We start from the raw sequence: 13,787 nt of genomic DNA on the forward strand, positions 1-13,787 counted from the left end.
GACGATGCGCTGTAGCCTGATTATTTCAGTCTATAAAGATGTTGAGGCGCTGCTGCTGATTTTGCGAGCGCTACAGCGGCAGAGTGTCGCCGAGTTTGAGGTCATTATCTCCGAAGATGATGCCGATCCAGCGATGGCTGCGGCAGTTCAGGCCTTTCCACATGCCTGTAGTTGGCAACATCTCACTCAGCCCGATGTCGGATTTCGTAAAAATCGGGCGTTGAATCGTGCGATTGTTGCGGCTCGTAGCGATTGGCTGATCTTTATTGATGGCGATTGTCTGCCACATCGCGAGTTTATAGCGGCGCATTGTCGTTATGCAGCGCCGCACTGTATGACAGCGGGAAGGCGGGTGGAGCTGGGGGCGCACTGGTCGGCAGAGCTACGGCAGCGACCGGAGTTGTGGTCGGCGCTGCACTCATCGCGCTGGTGGTGGCGCCATCTGCGTTCGTTGCAGCGGGATCGGGTGAAAGGGTTGGAGATGGCACTGCTACCACCGATTTTAGCGTCACGGTTACCGACTAAGCCACTGGCGCTGTTAGGGAGTAATTTTGCGGTCCATAGGCAGGATATTGAGGCGGTCAACGGGTTTGATGAGGCCTATCAGGCGGCTGGTGTGGGTGAAGATAGCGACATTGATTGGCGGCTGCGTCGAAGTGGTGTCGTGGTGCGTAGTGTGAAGTGGCAGGCACTACAGTGGCATCTGCATCATCCGCGCAGTTATCAGCCTAATGAGAATAATTGGCAAAAATTTCAGTTGACACAACAATTAAATTATATACGAGCTGCTAAAGGAATAATTAAGACACCTTGATTTTTATTGATTTTATTAATGCATTGTTCATCGTCTCGTCACCCTCATGAGTCATGACTCCCTCGTCTTCCCCCAGCGGGGAGGGGTGGAGGGGAGCTGGACGAAGAGATGAACAAGGCCTCAAAGCTGAACTAACCCATAGACCGATAAATATAAGCATCCTCTATAAACTGCCCCGGTATCGCACTGCGGGAGAAGCGAATACCGCTAAGGCTGGCATCGGTATGAATAGTCGTTGATTGCTGAGATCATGTCTTCTGCCATCGATTGGCTGATTTCACACTCATAGCGGGAGGTTTCTGAGCTGATGCAGAAACGCAATTCCATCCGGGTGCTCAAAAAAGTCAGCCACCACCGGTGAGCAAGGCAGCGAGGCTTTGCGCTGACGCCAGTGACGCAGTGTGGTGCGAGGAATGTCCAAGTGCTGTGCAATGTCGGCTTCACTCAGCTCATGAGTCATTTGCTCGTATCGCTCTAGCAGTTGGGTAATGTCTATATGGCTACGGCGCGGTTTCTGCTTGGGATTTGCGACCGATTCAGTTACACTTGCTTCTGACATGACACTTCCTATTTTGTGGCGATAAATGGTTTTGCTCAACAGATTTTACGCCTCAGAAGTGTGGGTGTCATGTCACCTGTAAAATCGAGCAAGCTGCCGGTTTGTGGCTGTCCCTGACGAAACGATGAACAAGGCCGTGGAGGCGATAAAGAATGAAAGCAGAATTAACCGCAATGATCGAAGCCGCGCCAGAAGGGGGCTATTGGGCGATGTGCCCAGAGATTCCTGGCGCCAATGGTCAAGGTGAAACGCTTGACGAAGCCAAGAACAGTTTGCGTCAAGCCATTGAGCTGATTATCGAAGATCGAACCGCCGACATACTGCGCGGCCTGCCAAATGATGTCATCCGCGATACTGTCGTCATCGGATGAAAAGAACCCTGCTCGAACGGAAGCTCCGCATGGCGGGTTGCTATCTTAAGCCGGAAGGTGCCGCGCATTCGTTGTGGATCAATCCCGACAATGCCAAAGTCGAGGCCGTGCCTCGGCATACGGAAATCAAAGAACCTCTCGCGAAAAAAATTCTGAAAACCTTGGGAGCAAAAAACAGTTCTTGATTTTTTATTTATTTGTCATTAGAATTTTCCACCGTAGATAGGTTATCTACAAGCGCGAAAGTTTTGCGTGCCATGGTTAGAGTCGAAGTCGAATCGCAAGGTTGTTCTCTGTTCAGGATGAACGTCGAGGCAATTTTTATGGCGCAAGCTGGGTTTCGATGGCTGAAACTGCCCATGTTGCCGGTGTTGACCGGCCATCCGGTTGGGACTGCTCAACCAGGACTCCAGTTGCTCGCCCGCAAGGGTGTTATCAACGGAGAGCGAATTACCAAAAACCGCCATGAGCAACTTTGCTTAGGTTTTTAGGAACAGCGGACGAAACAAGATGAAAAAAGCCCTCATCACCGGCCAGGACGGCAGCTATCTGGCCGAACTGCTGCTGGAGATCAAGGAGGATTTTCCCGATAGTCCCATTCAGTTACCAAAGGATGTGTGCGAATGAAGGTCACGCGAGTTTTGAACGCAAAACGCCCGAACAAGGGCAAAGTCGCCGCATTGCGCGAGCAGGCGCGTCGGCTTGGCCAAGTGCGTACCGAGGTCTGGCAGAGGTTTGGGTCGGTCGGTGGCGTGGGTCTCTCGGATCGCAAGATTCGCGATGGCTGGCTGAAGGAAGGTCGCGCCTTTCCGGTTTCCGCCAACGCTTGGAAAGAGACCCTACGAGATGCGAAGGGCAACATCACCGCCTGCATGGAAGCGGCCAAGGTTAAAGTTCGCCAATCTGTCTTTCGTCACACCCGGGACGAAGCCGAGCAAAAACGCCTGTTCACTGCCCTCAAGCGCAACGAATGGACGGGCGATTCTTATCTGCGCCGGCTCATGCGTAAGCACTGGCATCATGGCCATAACCATACCCATAACCAGATTATTGTCCGTTCAGATAATTACACTACCTTCCTCCTGGGTGGGTGCGTCTGGATCAAGATCCCCGGCCTTGTTAAAGGTCAGCGTATCGCCATTTTGCTCAATACCACGATCACGCCAACTGGCACTCTGCGCGTCATTATCAAAGACGATGACCGTATTGAGGTTCACACCACCGTTAATGTCGAAACCAAACAGGATTGCGGCAAGCGCACCCTCGGCATTGATAAAGGCTACTCCGAAGTGCTTGTGGATTCAGACGGCGATCACCACGGCCAGGAGCTCGGTCAAGTACTGACCGAACAATCCGATAAGCTAAAAGCCAAATATCAGCGCCGATCAAAACTGCGAGCGCTCGCCAACACGACCCGTAACCCGCATAAACGCGAGCACATTTATCGCTTTAACCTTGGGCGCAAAAAGCTAAACCGGCAGATGGACAAAACCCATGCAAGCATCCGTGATGTGGTGTTTCAGTCGGTTCATAAGGTTGTTGATAAAGCCGCCGTGATTGCGGCGGAAGAGCTCACCGCCCCGATGTCGGGCAAGTCCTTCGGCAAGAACGTCAATCGTCGGCTGGCAAGCTGGACGAAAGGCGTCATTGCCGAAGCACTTGATAGTGTTTCAAGCCGCAGAGGTTCTGCGGTCGTTCTGGTCAATCCTGCCTACACATCGCAAATTGATTCCCGCAACGGATGCCTACTCGGCAAACGCCAGGGGGATCGGTTTTACTGTTTCGACGGGGTTGTGTTGCAGGCAGACCAGAACGCTGCGCGAAACGTGCTGGCACGGTTGTCCGATCTTGACATCGATCGGTTCATGCCGTACCGACAGGTGAAGACGATCTTGCAAGCGCGGACTGAGCGCCTCCGGTTGGGACTGCTCAACCAGGACTCCAGTTGCTCGCCCGTACGGGTGTTATCAACGGAGAGCGAATTACCGAAAAACTGCCATGAGCAACTTTGCTTAGGTTTTTAGGAACAGAAAGGCTACGAAGTCCACAGTATCAAGTGCCGCAGCTCGCTGTTCAACACCGATCGCATCGACCATCTCTACCAGGTCCCCACAGCAGCGCCCGGCGCTTCATCCTCTACCACGGCACCCTGACCGATGCCTCCAGCCTGATTCGCATCCTCCAGCAGGTGCAGCCCGACGAACTCTACAACCTCGCCGCCCAGAGCCATGTCGCGGTGTCGTTCGAGGATGTCCTCCAGCGCAAGACTATATCCCCCCTCATGAGGGTGACGAAACGATGAACAAAGCCTAAAAAATATTATGCGTGGAAATATCCATGTTATGAAATGCGGGTCGTTATGAGGGCCTTAAAAGCCTCTTAGCTAAAGGGTAGGCAGAGATTGAAGATTCTCCTCATCCGCAACGATAAACTCGGCGACTTTATCCTCGCCTGGCCGGCCGTGGCGCTGTTAAAACACTATCTGCCCGACTGCCATATCACCATGCTGCTACCGCCCTATACCGCTGCACTAGCGCCGCTATCGACTATGATCGATGCCGTGCTTATCGATAGCGGGCAGGGGGTATGGGCGTTACAGCGTCAGCTAAGAGAGCAACGCTTTGATGCGGTCATTACCCTCTTTTCGACCGGTCGAGTGGCGCTGGCAACGGCATTGGCGCGAATTCCCTATCGTTTGGCACCGGCGACTAAGTGGGCGCAACTGCTCTATAACCAGCGTTTGACCCAGCGCCGCTCCCGATCGCTTAAACCAGAGTATGCTTATAACTGCGATTTAGTCGATCGCTTTTTGCGCGATATCGGCTTGCAGCCGGCGTCAGAGTCAGCGGATGAGTGGCTGCCCAGTGAGTTACAACGACCACTGTTACGCTATGCGGCGGTGATGAAAACCGATACAACGGTTAAAACGGTGGTCATTCACCCCGGAAGTGGCGGATCGGCCGGTCGGCTACCGCCACCACACTATGCCGCACTGGTGCGGGCGATTGCCACAAAGTGGCCAGTTCAAATTTGGCTAACTGCCGGGAGTCCCGATGAACAGCAGCTAGCGCAACAGTTAGCAGCGCTGTTGCCGAAACTGAGTTCTCAGGTAGTGATGCCAGCGGATCTGCCGCAACTGGTGGCGCTGCTAGCCGGTGCCGATCTCTTTATCGGTAGCTCCAGCGGGCCACTCCATCTGGCCGGTGCGTTAAATAGCGCCACGATTGCCTTCTACCCCGGCCACCGCTCCGCCACACCGCTGCGCTGGCAGAGCCTAAATAGTGCCGATCGCCGTCTGCACTTTACCCCACCAGCCGCTGCCGAGCAGCAGGTGGCGGCGATCGATATGGCTGCGGCCACGCGCGCTGCGCTCGATTTTTTGCAGCGGCTGTGGGGGTGAGCTATCTAATTGCAGCTCAGCGTAGCCAGTTTTTCACCGCAGTGGCGACCTCATCGGCACTCATCGCCTGCATACAGCGGTTATCGCGACACCTTTTTTGCAAGGGGGTGCCGTAGCAGGGGCTACAAGGGAGCGGGTGGCTAAGGAGTTTAATCTGCTCCGGTGGGCCGTAGGGGGCGGTTTGAGTCGGACGGGTTGGGCCGTAGAGCCCTAACACTTTGGTGCCGACGGCGGCGGCAAGGTGCACCGGGCCAGAGTCGCTACAGACAAGAAGTTGCGCCTGTTGTAACAGGGTAATCAGGGCGGCGATATCGGTTTTTCCGGCCAGATTGAGGCTGTCAGGGGCGGCTATTGCCGAGGCAACGCCGGCCTCAGCCGCTGTTCCGGTAATAACGGTGGCGATACCGGCGGCGGATAGCTGCTGGGTTAACTGCTGCCAATGGGCCTCTGGCCAGGCACGAATGTTGGGCTGTCGGCTGCTAATGTGGCTGTTACCGGGGTGAAGCACAACAAAGGCAGGGGGGAGTTGTAACGGTAAGGCCGCACCTCGCAGTGAGGGGCGGGCGCTTTGAAGATCAAAACCACCGTGTTGTAGCAGGCGGCGATGATTATCCACACCATGCCTATCGAGCCAACCCACTTCGTCCCCATAACTGAGTCTGGCCCTACTGTTGAGGCACTGCGCCAACTGCCGAAAGTGTGGCGCGGTCTCCATATTGATAACTAACTCATAGGGCTGTTGGCGCGACTGTTTAATTAGACGGCGTTTGAGCGGCGTAAGCCAGATGGGGAGTTTACGGTGGTGCAGGCGGTGGATTGTAGCAATGCGTGGATCGGCGGCAAATAACGATGCCGATGCGGGGGTGAGCAGCCACTCCAGTTGCGCCTCAGGCCAGCGCTGTCGCACCGGTTCGATAGCACAAGTCGCCAGCACGGTATCGCCCACGGCACCACAACGGATAAGCAGAATCGAGGGTCGATTAGCCATCGGCGAGTAGCTGTCGGTAGTGGTTTAGCAGCCGCTCATAGTGCAGCGGCTCGGCAAATTCGGCATCAGCTTTAGCTTGACCGGCGGCGGCGATCTGCTGGCGCAGTGGCGGATCGTCTAGCAGCCGACGCAGTTGTGCGGTGAGTTGGCCCACATCGTTCGGGGTAAACAGCAGACCGGTAACGCCATCGTCGATAATCTCCGGCACGCCGCCGGCATGGGTGCCGATAACCGCGACCCCGGCACGCATCGCCTCAATGAGGACTAGCCCGAAGGTCTCCATCTCTGAGGTTAAGACCACGACATCGAAGGCGGCCATGAGCTCAATAGGGTTTGGGTGGCTGCCAAACAGAGTGATGCACGATGACAGTTGACCACGCTGACTCTGCTGTTGTAGCTGTTGTTGATAGGCTAAATTCATGGCGGGGCCGATGAGGGTGGCGTGAACCGGTTGACCCTCCTGCACAAGCTGCTCAATCGCCTCAATGAACAGATGCTGCCCTTTGTTGCGCTCCATCCGGCCGACCAGACCGATTAGTAGCGTCGTCCTGTGGCGGGCACCGAGCTGTTGGCGTAGCTGCTGGCGCTGCGCCTCACTCAGTTTAGTCGGTTGGCTCACACCGTAGTAGAGCTGTTGCACCGCCTGAGGCGGCAGCGGCAGATAGGCTTGCGCTAACTGTTGTAGCTGCCGAGTAATGGTAAGAAAGCGATCAACATGGCGATAGATAAATTGGTGGTAGATATCTTTTTTAGGACGGGTGAGCATCATCTGGCGGGTGTAGATCAGTTTTAGCGGTCGAAGCGCTAGCCTTTTAGCCAACACCGCCAATAACAGATCCTTGCCCCAGTGGAGATGGAGGATATCGATCGCCTCTCTATCGATGATTTGAGCCAAACGCCGAGCGGTGATGAGCGGAAGGCGGTAGCTGCGGCACGCTAGGGTCACCACTCTGAGTTGGGCCGCCTCGGCACGCTGCTGAAGCAGTGAGTCGGGGCGCACCACCAGTAAAGTCTCGATCTGGCGCTGCTGTAGGGCAATCGCGCTACGAAGCACATAGAGCTCAAGACCGCCAACGCCGGGGGAGAGGCAGAGCTGGAGTATCTTCATAGTAGTTGCTCTAACTGCCGCAATAGCTGCTGCATATCATCTGGTAATCGACTCTGCCACCCCACCCTCTCCCCGCTCACAGGGTGTATCAGCTCTAACGCAACCGCGTGCAGCGCTTGGCGTCTAAACTGCTGTAGCTGCTGCCGTAACGCCTCACCGCACCCCTTCGGGAATCGTGGTCGCCCGCCATAGAGCGGATCACCGACCAACGGATGGTGGATATGTTGCATGTGAACCCTGATTTGGTGAGTGCGACCACTCTCTAGCTGTAACGAGAGGTGGCTATGGGCCTGAAAACGGCGCACCACCCGATAGTGGGTGATCGCCGCCTTCCCCGCAGCCACCACCGCCATCCGTTTACGATCTTGGCGATGGCGGCCAATAGGCGCATCGACCCGACCTCCCCCGGTAGGAACCCCCTCGACCACCGCCTCATAGCGGCGCGATACGGTACGCCGCTGTAGCTGGTCGATAAGCGAGAGTTGCGCCGGCAAGGTTTTGGCCACCACCATTAAACCGCTTGTATCGCGATCGAGCCGATGGACGATACCCGCCCTAGGAATCGCCCTTAAGCCCTCGGCATACCCGAGCAGCCCATTTAACAGCGTCCCCTGCCGATGCCCAGGCGCAGGGTGAACCACCAGACCGATCGGCTTATTCAATACCAAAATCGCCCCATCCTCATAGACAATATCGAGCGGCATCGACTCCGCTAACCACTCCCCCTCCGGCTCAAGCTCAATCTGAACCGACAAGGTTGCCCCCGCCACCACCTTAGCCTTAGGCAACCGTATTAGCTCACCATCGATCGCCACCTGTCCGGCCTTAATCCAGCGCTGGATACGGCTACGAGAGTAGTCCGGCAACTCTGCCGCCGCTACCGCATCCAACCGCCCCCCCTGCTCAATGACACACTCAAACAGCGTTTCATCGCTGTCAATATCTTCACTCATCTTAATCCGCTATAATAAAACCCATTCGAAACGACGCCCCTCGCCATTCAGATAATCTGCACAGGAGTAAACCACGCACTATGCCACACCTTGCCCGACAACTGTTACTACTGCTCATCCTGCTCCAAGGCTGCGCCACCACCTCTGACGATGAGTATGAGGGGATGAGCGCCGAAGCGATCTACACCAAAGCCCGTTCAGAGTTAGAGGACGGCGCCTATCAGGAGGCGATTACCACCTTAAATCGACTCGAAGCGAACTACCCCTACGGCCTCTACGCCCAGCAGGCGCAGCTCGATACCGCCTTCGCCTACTATAAAGACGACCAGCCCGATGCCGCCATTGCCGCCGCCAACCGCTTTATCAAACTCCACCCACGGCACGAAAATGTTGACTACGCCTACTATCTGCGTGGTCTAGCCGCCTATCCGCTAGAGCTCGATACCTTTGACCGCCTGACCGGACAGAAGAAGAGCGACCACGATCCTCAACGAATTCGGATGAGTTTTCAATACTTTGACGATTTAGTCAGACGCTACCCTAACAGCCAGTATCGCCAAGATGCGGTCGAGAAGATGGTGCGGCTACGCAATACCCTAGCAGAGTATGAGCTCAATGTCGCCAACTACTACTTTCGTCGCGGTGCCTACCTAGCGGCGGCTAACCGTGCCCAGTATATTATCGAAAACTACCCCAAAACAGCAGTCATTGAACCGGCGCTAGAGCTAATGGCCAGCGCCTATCAGCAGCTAGAGTTAGACGATCTAGCCAAAGATACCCAACGCATACTAGAGCTTAACCGCACCACGCCCGCCCCCCCGCTACCCACCAATTAACACTAGGCAAACGGGGCAAGAATCGTTAATGTTAACCCTACCTAACTAACACTGATCCGGGGAGAACCACATGGATATTACCGAACTACTCGCCTTTAGCCACAAGCAGGGCTCATCAGACCTCCACCTCTCAGCCGGCCTACCGCCGATGATTCGTGTCGATGGCGATGTGCGCCGCATCAATATCCCGCCCCTAGAGCACAAAGATGTTCACGGCATGATCTACGATATTATGAACGATAAGCAGCGCAAAGATTACGAAGAGCACTGGGAGGCCGATTTCTCTTTTGAGATAAAGGGGTTAGCTCGATTTCGTGTCAACGCCTTTATTCAGAATCGGGGCGCGGCAGCGGTGCTGCGAACCATCCCCTCCAAAATTTTGACCCTAGAGCAGCTCAACTGCCCCTCCATCTTCAAAGATATCTCCGAATATCCGCGCGGTATTGTCCTTGTCACCGGCCCGACCGGTTCGGGAAAATCGACCACCTTAGCCGCCATGGTAGATCACAAAAACAGGTCGGAATATGGCCACATCCTCACCATTGAAGATCCGATAGAGTTTGTCCACGAAAGCCAAAAGTGCCTCATTAACCAGCGCGAAGTCCACCGCGATACCAGAAGCTTTAGCGCCGCACTGCGCTCGGCTTTACGGGAAGACCCCGATGTCATTCTAGTCGGCGAGATGCGGGATCTGGAGACAATAAAGTTGGCGCTAGAGGCGGCAGAGACCGGCCACCTCGTCTTCGGCACCCTCCACACCAGCTCAGCGGCAAAGACGATTGATCGTATTGTCGATGTCTTCCCAGCCGCCGAGAAGGAGATGGTTCGCTCCATGCTCTCTGAGTCGCTAAAAGCGGTGATCTCGCAGACGCTGCTCAAGAAGATCGGCGGTGGTCGAGTCGCGGCGCACGAAATTATGCTCGGCATTCCAGCGATTCGTAACCTCATTCGAGAGAATAAGGTCGCGCAGATGTACTCAGCGATTCAGACCGGACAGCAGCATGGGATGCAAACGCTAGATCAGAACCTTAAACGACTCTATGACGAGGGGATAGTCACTTTAACCGATGCACGCTCTAAAGCGGCCAATAAAGACTCCTTTGGAAAATAGCCCTCTAACAAAACAACGCGTAACTATCGCGCGGGAGAAACGCAGTGGATTTTGATGCCCTACTAAAATTAATGGTTCATAAAAATGGCTCCGATATGTTTGTCACCGTCGGGGTCGCACCGATGCTCAAGGTACACGGTACCCTACAGCCACTCGCCAAGGGGAGTCTCACCCCCGATCTCGCCAAGCAGATTATCTACGGCATTATGAGCCAAGATCAGATCGCAGAGTTCGAACGCAAGCGCGAGTGCAATTTCGCCATCTCCCGCAGCGGTATCGGTCGGTTTCGGGTTAATGTCTTTCAACAACGCAACCAAATCGGCATGGTCATTCGTAAAATCGAGACCACCATCCCCTCGTTCGATGATCTTAACCTCCCCGAAATCCTCAAAGAGATCATTATGACCAAACGCGGGATTGTGCTCATTGTCGGCGGCACCGGCTCGGGGAAATCGACCTCACTAGCCTCAATGATCGACTACCGCAACACCAACTCCACCGGCCACATTATTACCATCGAAGATCCGATCGAGTATGTCCACCAACATAAAGGCAATGTCATTACCCAACGCGAAGTCGGCATCGATACCGATTCGTTTGATGATGCGCTAGTCAATACGCTACGACAGGCCCCCGACGTGATACTCATTGGCGAAATTCGCCACCCCAGCACCATGGATCACGCCATCGCCTTTGCCGAGACCGGCCACTTAGCGCTAGCCACCTTGCACGCCAATAACGCCAACCAGACGCTAGATCGGATTATTAACTTCTTCCCCGAAGAGCGTAAACAGCAGCTACTCATGGATCTCTCCCTTAATCTGAAAGCGGTCGTCGCCCAGCGGCTCATTCCGACGAAAGATGGCAAAGGGCGGCGTGCGGCGCTAGAGATTCTGCTCAATACCCCCATGATCTCGGAGTTAATCCACAAAGGCGAAGTCCATTCGATTAAAGAGATTATGAAAAAGTCGAATGAGGCGGGGATGAAGACCTTTGACCAAGCGCTCTACGAACTCTATCGTGATGGCTACATTTCGCTCGAAGATGCGCTCAAAAACGCCGACTCCCCCAATGAAGTGCGACTCATGGTCAAACTCGCCCAAGAGGATGCCTCGCTCGGCTCCTCCCTTGATGGTTTAACCCTTGAAGATATCGATGATGGCTCTATCACCTAACCCCTAATCCAATGATCCATTTTAGGAGCGAACCGTGACTCTAAAACGCCTTACCGTCATCGGCCTATTTTGTGCCTTACCCTTAGCCGTTGGCATTGCCGCCCTACCGCTTAAAGATAGCCAAGATAGCCCCCTGCCGACACTCGCCCCAATGCTAGAACGAGCTGTGCCGGCGGTCGTTAATATCGTCACCAGCACCACACTAACCGTACAGCAGAACCCGCTGCTCTCCGATCCCTTCTTTCGCTTCTTTTTTGATCTACCCCAAATGCCGCAACAGCATAAGAGCCAGAGCCTCGGCTCAGGTGTCGTCATCGATGCCAAACAGGGGCTAGTCATTACCAATAACCATGTGATCGCCGATGCCGATGAGATTTCGCTCAACTTAGCCGATGGCCGCACCCTAAGCGCCACTCTAATCGGTGCCGATGCCGAAACCGATATCGCCCTACTCCAAGTTAGCGCCAATAATCTCAACGCGCTGCCGCTCGGTGACTCGGCTAAACTACGGGTCGGCGACTTTGTGATCGCCATCGGCAACCCATTCGGGCTAGGGCAGACAGTCACCTCCGGTATCGTTTCGGCGCTTGGCCGTTCAGGACTAGGCATAGAGGGGTATGAGAATTTTATCCAAACGGATGCCTCAATTAACCCCGGTAACTCCGGTGGCGCACTGGTCAATCTGCGCGGCGAGCTGATTGGCATCAATACCGCCATTCTCTCCAAAAGCGGCGGTAATGTCGGGATCGGTTTTGCCATTCCGGTCAATATGGCTCGCGAGATCACCGCACAGCTACGACAGTATGGCGAAGTACGCCGAGGTCGGCTCGGCATTAACGCCCAAGATATCACCCCAGAGCTGGCTAGCGCCTTTCATCTCGACCCACACCAGCTAGGGGCGGTAGTGACTCAAATCAGTCGCCACTCCCCTGCCGACAAGGCGGGGCTCCGTATTGGCGATATCATTATCCGTATTAACGACACCCCCGTGCGCTCGGTGAACCAGATCCGCACTCTGATTGGGCTACAACGGATAGGACAGAGGATTCAAATGACCATTATGCGCGAGGGTCGGCAGCGCCAGCTCGAAATGGTCGTTGAGATGCCAGAGGTAAGGACAATCGATGGCGCTAAAGTGCACCCCAAACTCAAAGGGGTCACCTTTGCCCAACAGAGCGAGCTAACCGCCGGTGGGGAGGTTAACTTTATCGCCTTTGCCAAAGTTGACCCCAACGCCATCGCCTACCGCCACGGTCTGCGCGAAGGGGATATTTTGACCCAAATTAACCGCCAACCGATTCAAACCCTAGCGCAACTACAGCAGGCGGGGCAGAGTCGCAATCTGCTCATTAACATTCAGCGCGGTAACGAGGCCTTTTTTCTAGTTATTCGCTAGCAGCAATATTTACCGACGAAGATGTTATTCCCCCCCGGTTCGGGTTAAAATAGCCGCCGGTCCGAACCCTAACCGATACTGCAACAACTGATTAATTTACCTGAAAAAACAGAGGAGCGACACATCTATGTCTATTCAACATCCCGTCATCGCCGTCACCGGTTCCTCCGGTGCCGGAACCACTACGGTCAAAAACGCCTTTGAACATATCTTCTTTCGCGAGCAGGTTAACCCGCTAGTCATTGAGGGCGACAGCTACCACCGCTACGACCGTATGGCAATGAAAAAGGCGATGGCAGATGCCGCTGAGCAGGGTAACCACTCCTTCAGCCACTTCGGCCCCGAATCGAACCTATTTGATAAACTCGAAGAGACCTTTAAAACCTACGGCGAGACCGGTCTGTGTGAGCGCCGCTACTACATCCACAGCGATGAGGAGGCAGTACACCATAACAGCCGTCTCGGCGGTACCAACTACCAACCCGGCCAGTTCACTCCATGGGAGAAGATTGACCAGAACACCGATCTACTCTTTTACGAAGGTCTGCACGGCTTAGCGGCCGATGAGAAGAGCGATGTCTCTAAATTCGTCGATCTCGGCATCGGCGTAGTACCGATTGTCAACCTAGAGTGGATTCAGAAAATTTTCCGTGACAACTCCCAGCGCGGTTACTCTGCCGAGGCGACTGTCGATACCATCCTGCGCCGTATGCCCGACTATGTGCACTACATTACGCCGCAGTTCTCCCGTACCGACATCAACTTCCAGCGAGTACCGACGGTCGATACCTCTAACCCCTTTATCGCCCGTGATATCCCCACTCCCGATGAGTCGTTCGTCGTGATCCGCTTTAAAGATCCGAAGAAGTTTAACACTGACTTCCCCTACCTGCTGAGCATGATCCCCGACTCGTTTATGTCACGCCGGAACACCATGGTCGTCCCCGGCGGCAAGATGGGATTTGCGATGGAGCTCATCTTAGCCCCCATTATTCACGATATTTTGCAGCGTTCGCGCAATCAATAGCCCACCCCGCCCCGCCCATTCCCACGCTCCGGCGTGGGAGCAATTAACA

The 13,787-nt window shown here is 54.8% G+C and carries 15 protein-coding genes and 1 pseudogene; 12 read left to right on the forward strand and 4 right to left on the reverse strand.

The window, feature by feature from the left end:
* Positions 1–4: 4 nt before the first annotated feature.
* Complete coding sequence (locus tag D5085_05010; protein ID QEP42548.1) at positions 5–814, forward strand: glycosyltransferase; 810 nt, start codon at positions 5–7, stop codon at positions 812–814.
* Between the two features lie 283 nt (positions 815–1,097).
* Here the strand turns inward: D5085_05010 and D5085_05015 are convergent, their stop codons facing one another.
* The gene (locus D5085_05015; protein QEP42549.1) at positions 1,098–1,373 is read right to left on the reverse strand and encodes a hypothetical protein; all 276 of its coding nucleotides are present in this window, start codon (positions 1,371–1,373) and stop codon (positions 1,098–1,100) included.
* Positions 1,374–1,525: 152 nt separating this feature from the next.
* Between D5085_05015 and D5085_05020 the strand changes: the two genes are divergently transcribed.
* The 6 genes and pseudogenes from D5085_05020 to D5085_05045 all read left to right on the forward strand — a co-directional run bounded on the left by D5085_05020 (position 1,526) and on the right by D5085_05045 (position 5,144).
* Complete coding sequence (locus D5085_05020) at positions 1,526–1,744, forward strand: type II toxin-antitoxin system HicB family antitoxin (GenBank protein QEP42550.1); 219 nt, start codon at positions 1,526–1,528, stop codon at positions 1,742–1,744.
* Positions 1,741–1,929 (forward strand): type II toxin-antitoxin system HicA family toxin, encoded by a 189-nt coding sequence (locus D5085_05025; GenBank protein QEP42551.1) that lies wholly within the window; start codon positions 1,741–1,743, stop codon positions 1,927–1,929. The genes D5085_05020 and D5085_05025 overlap by 4 nt, the downstream gene beginning before the upstream one ends.
* A 72-nt stretch (positions 1,930–2,001) precedes the next feature.
* Positions 2,002–2,235 (forward strand): hypothetical protein, encoded by a 234-nt coding sequence (locus D5085_05030; GenBank protein QEP42552.1) that lies wholly within the window; start codon positions 2,002–2,004, stop codon positions 2,233–2,235.
* 132 nt (positions 2,236–2,367) lie between these two features.
* Positions 2,368–3,768 carry a transposase gene (locus D5085_05035; protein QEP42553.1) on the forward strand — a complete coding sequence of 467 codons (1,401 nt, stop codon included), beginning with the start codon at positions 2,368–2,370 and terminating at the stop codon, positions 3,766–3,768.
* Positions 3,769–3,795: 27 nt separating this feature from the next.
* Positions 3,796–3,992 (forward strand): annotated as a pseudogene (locus D5085_05040) (NAD-dependent epimerase/dehydratase family protein).
* Between the two features lie 153 nt (positions 3,993–4,145).
* Positions 4,146–5,144, forward strand: a complete 999-nt coding sequence (locus D5085_05045) for a lipopolysaccharide heptosyltransferase family protein (GenBank protein QEP42554.1) — start codon at positions 4,146–4,148, stop codon at positions 5,142–5,144.
* A gap of 16 nt (positions 5,145–5,160) precedes the next feature.
* Here the strand turns inward: D5085_05045 and D5085_05050 are convergent, their stop codons facing one another.
* The 3 genes from D5085_05050 to rluD are packed head-to-tail and all read right to left on the reverse strand — an operon-like array spanning position 5,161 to position 8,193.
* A complete protein-coding gene (locus D5085_05050) occupies positions 5,161–6,132 on the reverse strand; it encodes a glycosyltransferase family 9 protein (GenBank protein QEP42555.1) in 972 nt (323 codons plus the stop codon).
* Positions 6,125–7,240 carry a glycosyltransferase family 1 protein gene (locus D5085_05055; GenBank protein QEP42556.1) on the reverse strand — a complete coding sequence of 372 codons (1,116 nt, stop codon included), beginning with the start codon at positions 7,238–7,240 and terminating at the stop codon, positions 6,125–6,127. The genes D5085_05050 and D5085_05055 overlap by 8 nt, the downstream gene beginning before the upstream one ends.
* On the reverse strand, positions 7,237–8,193 hold the full coding sequence (gene rluD, locus D5085_05060; GenBank protein ID QEP42557.1) for a 23S rRNA pseudouridine(1911/1915/1917) synthase RluD: 957 nt from the start codon (positions 8,191–8,193) through the stop codon (positions 7,237–7,239). Before rluD ends, D5085_05055 begins: the two co-directional genes overlap by 4 nt.
* Positions 8,194–8,273: 80 nt before the next feature.
* On the opposite strand from rluD, the gene D5085_05065 reads away from it, so the two are divergent.
* From D5085_05065 to D5085_05085, 5 genes are all read left to right on the forward strand, one after another.
* Positions 8,274–9,029, forward strand: coding sequence for an outer membrane protein assembly factor BamD (locus D5085_05065; GenBank protein ID QEP42558.1), 756 nt, complete (start codon positions 8,274–8,276; stop codon positions 9,027–9,029).
* A gap of 70 nt (positions 9,030–9,099) precedes the next feature.
* Positions 9,100–10,140, forward strand: coding sequence for a type IV pilus twitching motility protein PilT (locus tag D5085_05070; protein ID QEP42559.1), 1,041 nt, complete (start codon positions 9,100–9,102; stop codon positions 10,138–10,140).
* Positions 10,141–10,184: 44 nt separating this feature from the next.
* Positions 10,185–11,315 carry a PilT/PilU family type 4a pilus ATPase gene (locus tag D5085_05075; protein ID QEP42560.1) on the forward strand — a complete coding sequence of 377 codons (1,131 nt, stop codon included), beginning with the start codon at positions 10,185–10,187 and terminating at the stop codon, positions 11,313–11,315.
* A 151-nt stretch (positions 11,316–11,466) separates the two neighbouring features.
* Positions 11,467–12,711 (forward strand): DegQ family serine endoprotease, encoded by a 1,245-nt coding sequence (locus D5085_05080; protein QEP45059.1) that lies wholly within the window; start codon positions 11,467–11,469, stop codon positions 12,709–12,711.
* A gap of 127 nt (positions 12,712–12,838) precedes the next feature.
* The gene (locus D5085_05085) at positions 12,839–13,738 is read left to right on the forward strand and encodes a phosphoribulokinase (GenBank protein ID QEP42561.1); all 900 of its coding nucleotides are present in this window, start codon (positions 12,839–12,841) and stop codon (positions 13,736–13,738) included.
* Positions 13,739–13,787 lie beyond the last annotated feature (49 nt).

It is taken from the genome of Ectothiorhodospiraceae bacterium BW-2 (assembly GCA_008375315.1).
Taxonomy (GTDB): domain Bacteria; phylum Pseudomonadota; class Gammaproteobacteria; order Thiohalomonadales; family Thiohalomonadaceae; genus BW-2.

What these genes read in the sequence shown, in the direction of transcription:
- D5085_05010 (QEP42548.1), top strand. Translation starts at nt 5, where the DNA reads ATGCGCTGTAGCCTGATTATTTCAGTCTATAAAGATGTTGAGGCGCTG.
- D5085_05015 (QEP42549.1), bottom strand. Translation starts at nt 1,373, where the DNA reads ATGTCAGAAGCAAGTGTAACTGAATCGGTCGCAAATCCCAAGCAGAAA.
- D5085_05020 (QEP42550.1), top strand. Translation starts at nt 1,526, where the DNA reads ATGAAAGCAGAATTAACCGCAATGATCGAAGCCGCGCCAGAAGGGGGC.
- D5085_05025 (QEP42551.1), top strand. Translation starts at nt 1,741, where the DNA reads ATGAAAAGAACCCTGCTCGAACGGAAGCTCCGCATGGCGGGTTGCTAT.
- D5085_05030 (QEP42552.1), top strand. Translation starts at nt 2,002, where the DNA reads ATGGTTAGAGTCGAAGTCGAATCGCAAGGTTGTTCTCTGTTCAGGATG.
- D5085_05035 (QEP42553.1), top strand. Translation starts at nt 2,368, where the DNA reads ATGAAGGTCACGCGAGTTTTGAACGCAAAACGCCCGAACAAGGGCAAA.
- D5085_05050 (QEP42555.1), bottom strand. Translation starts at nt 6,132, where the DNA reads ATGGCTAATCGACCCTCGATTCTGCTTATCCGTTGTGGTGCCGTGGGC.
- D5085_05055 (QEP42556.1), bottom strand. Translation starts at nt 7,240, where the DNA reads ATGAAGATACTCCAGCTCTGCCTCTCCCCCGGCGTTGGCGGTCTTGAG.
- rluD (QEP42557.1), bottom strand. Translation starts at nt 8,193, where the DNA reads ATGAGTGAAGATATTGACAGCGATGAAACGCTGTTTGAGTGTGTCATT.
- D5085_05065 (QEP42558.1), top strand. Translation starts at nt 8,274, where the DNA reads ATGCCACACCTTGCCCGACAACTGTTACTACTGCTCATCCTGCTCCAA.
- D5085_05070 (QEP42559.1), top strand. Translation starts at nt 9,100, where the DNA reads ATGGATATTACCGAACTACTCGCCTTTAGCCACAAGCAGGGCTCATCA.
- D5085_05080 (QEP45059.1), top strand. Translation starts at nt 11,467, where the DNA reads ATGCTAGAACGAGCTGTGCCGGCGGTCGTTAATATCGTCACCAGCACC.
- D5085_05085 (QEP42561.1), top strand. Translation starts at nt 12,839, where the DNA reads ATGTCTATTCAACATCCCGTCATCGCCGTCACCGGTTCCTCCGGTGCC.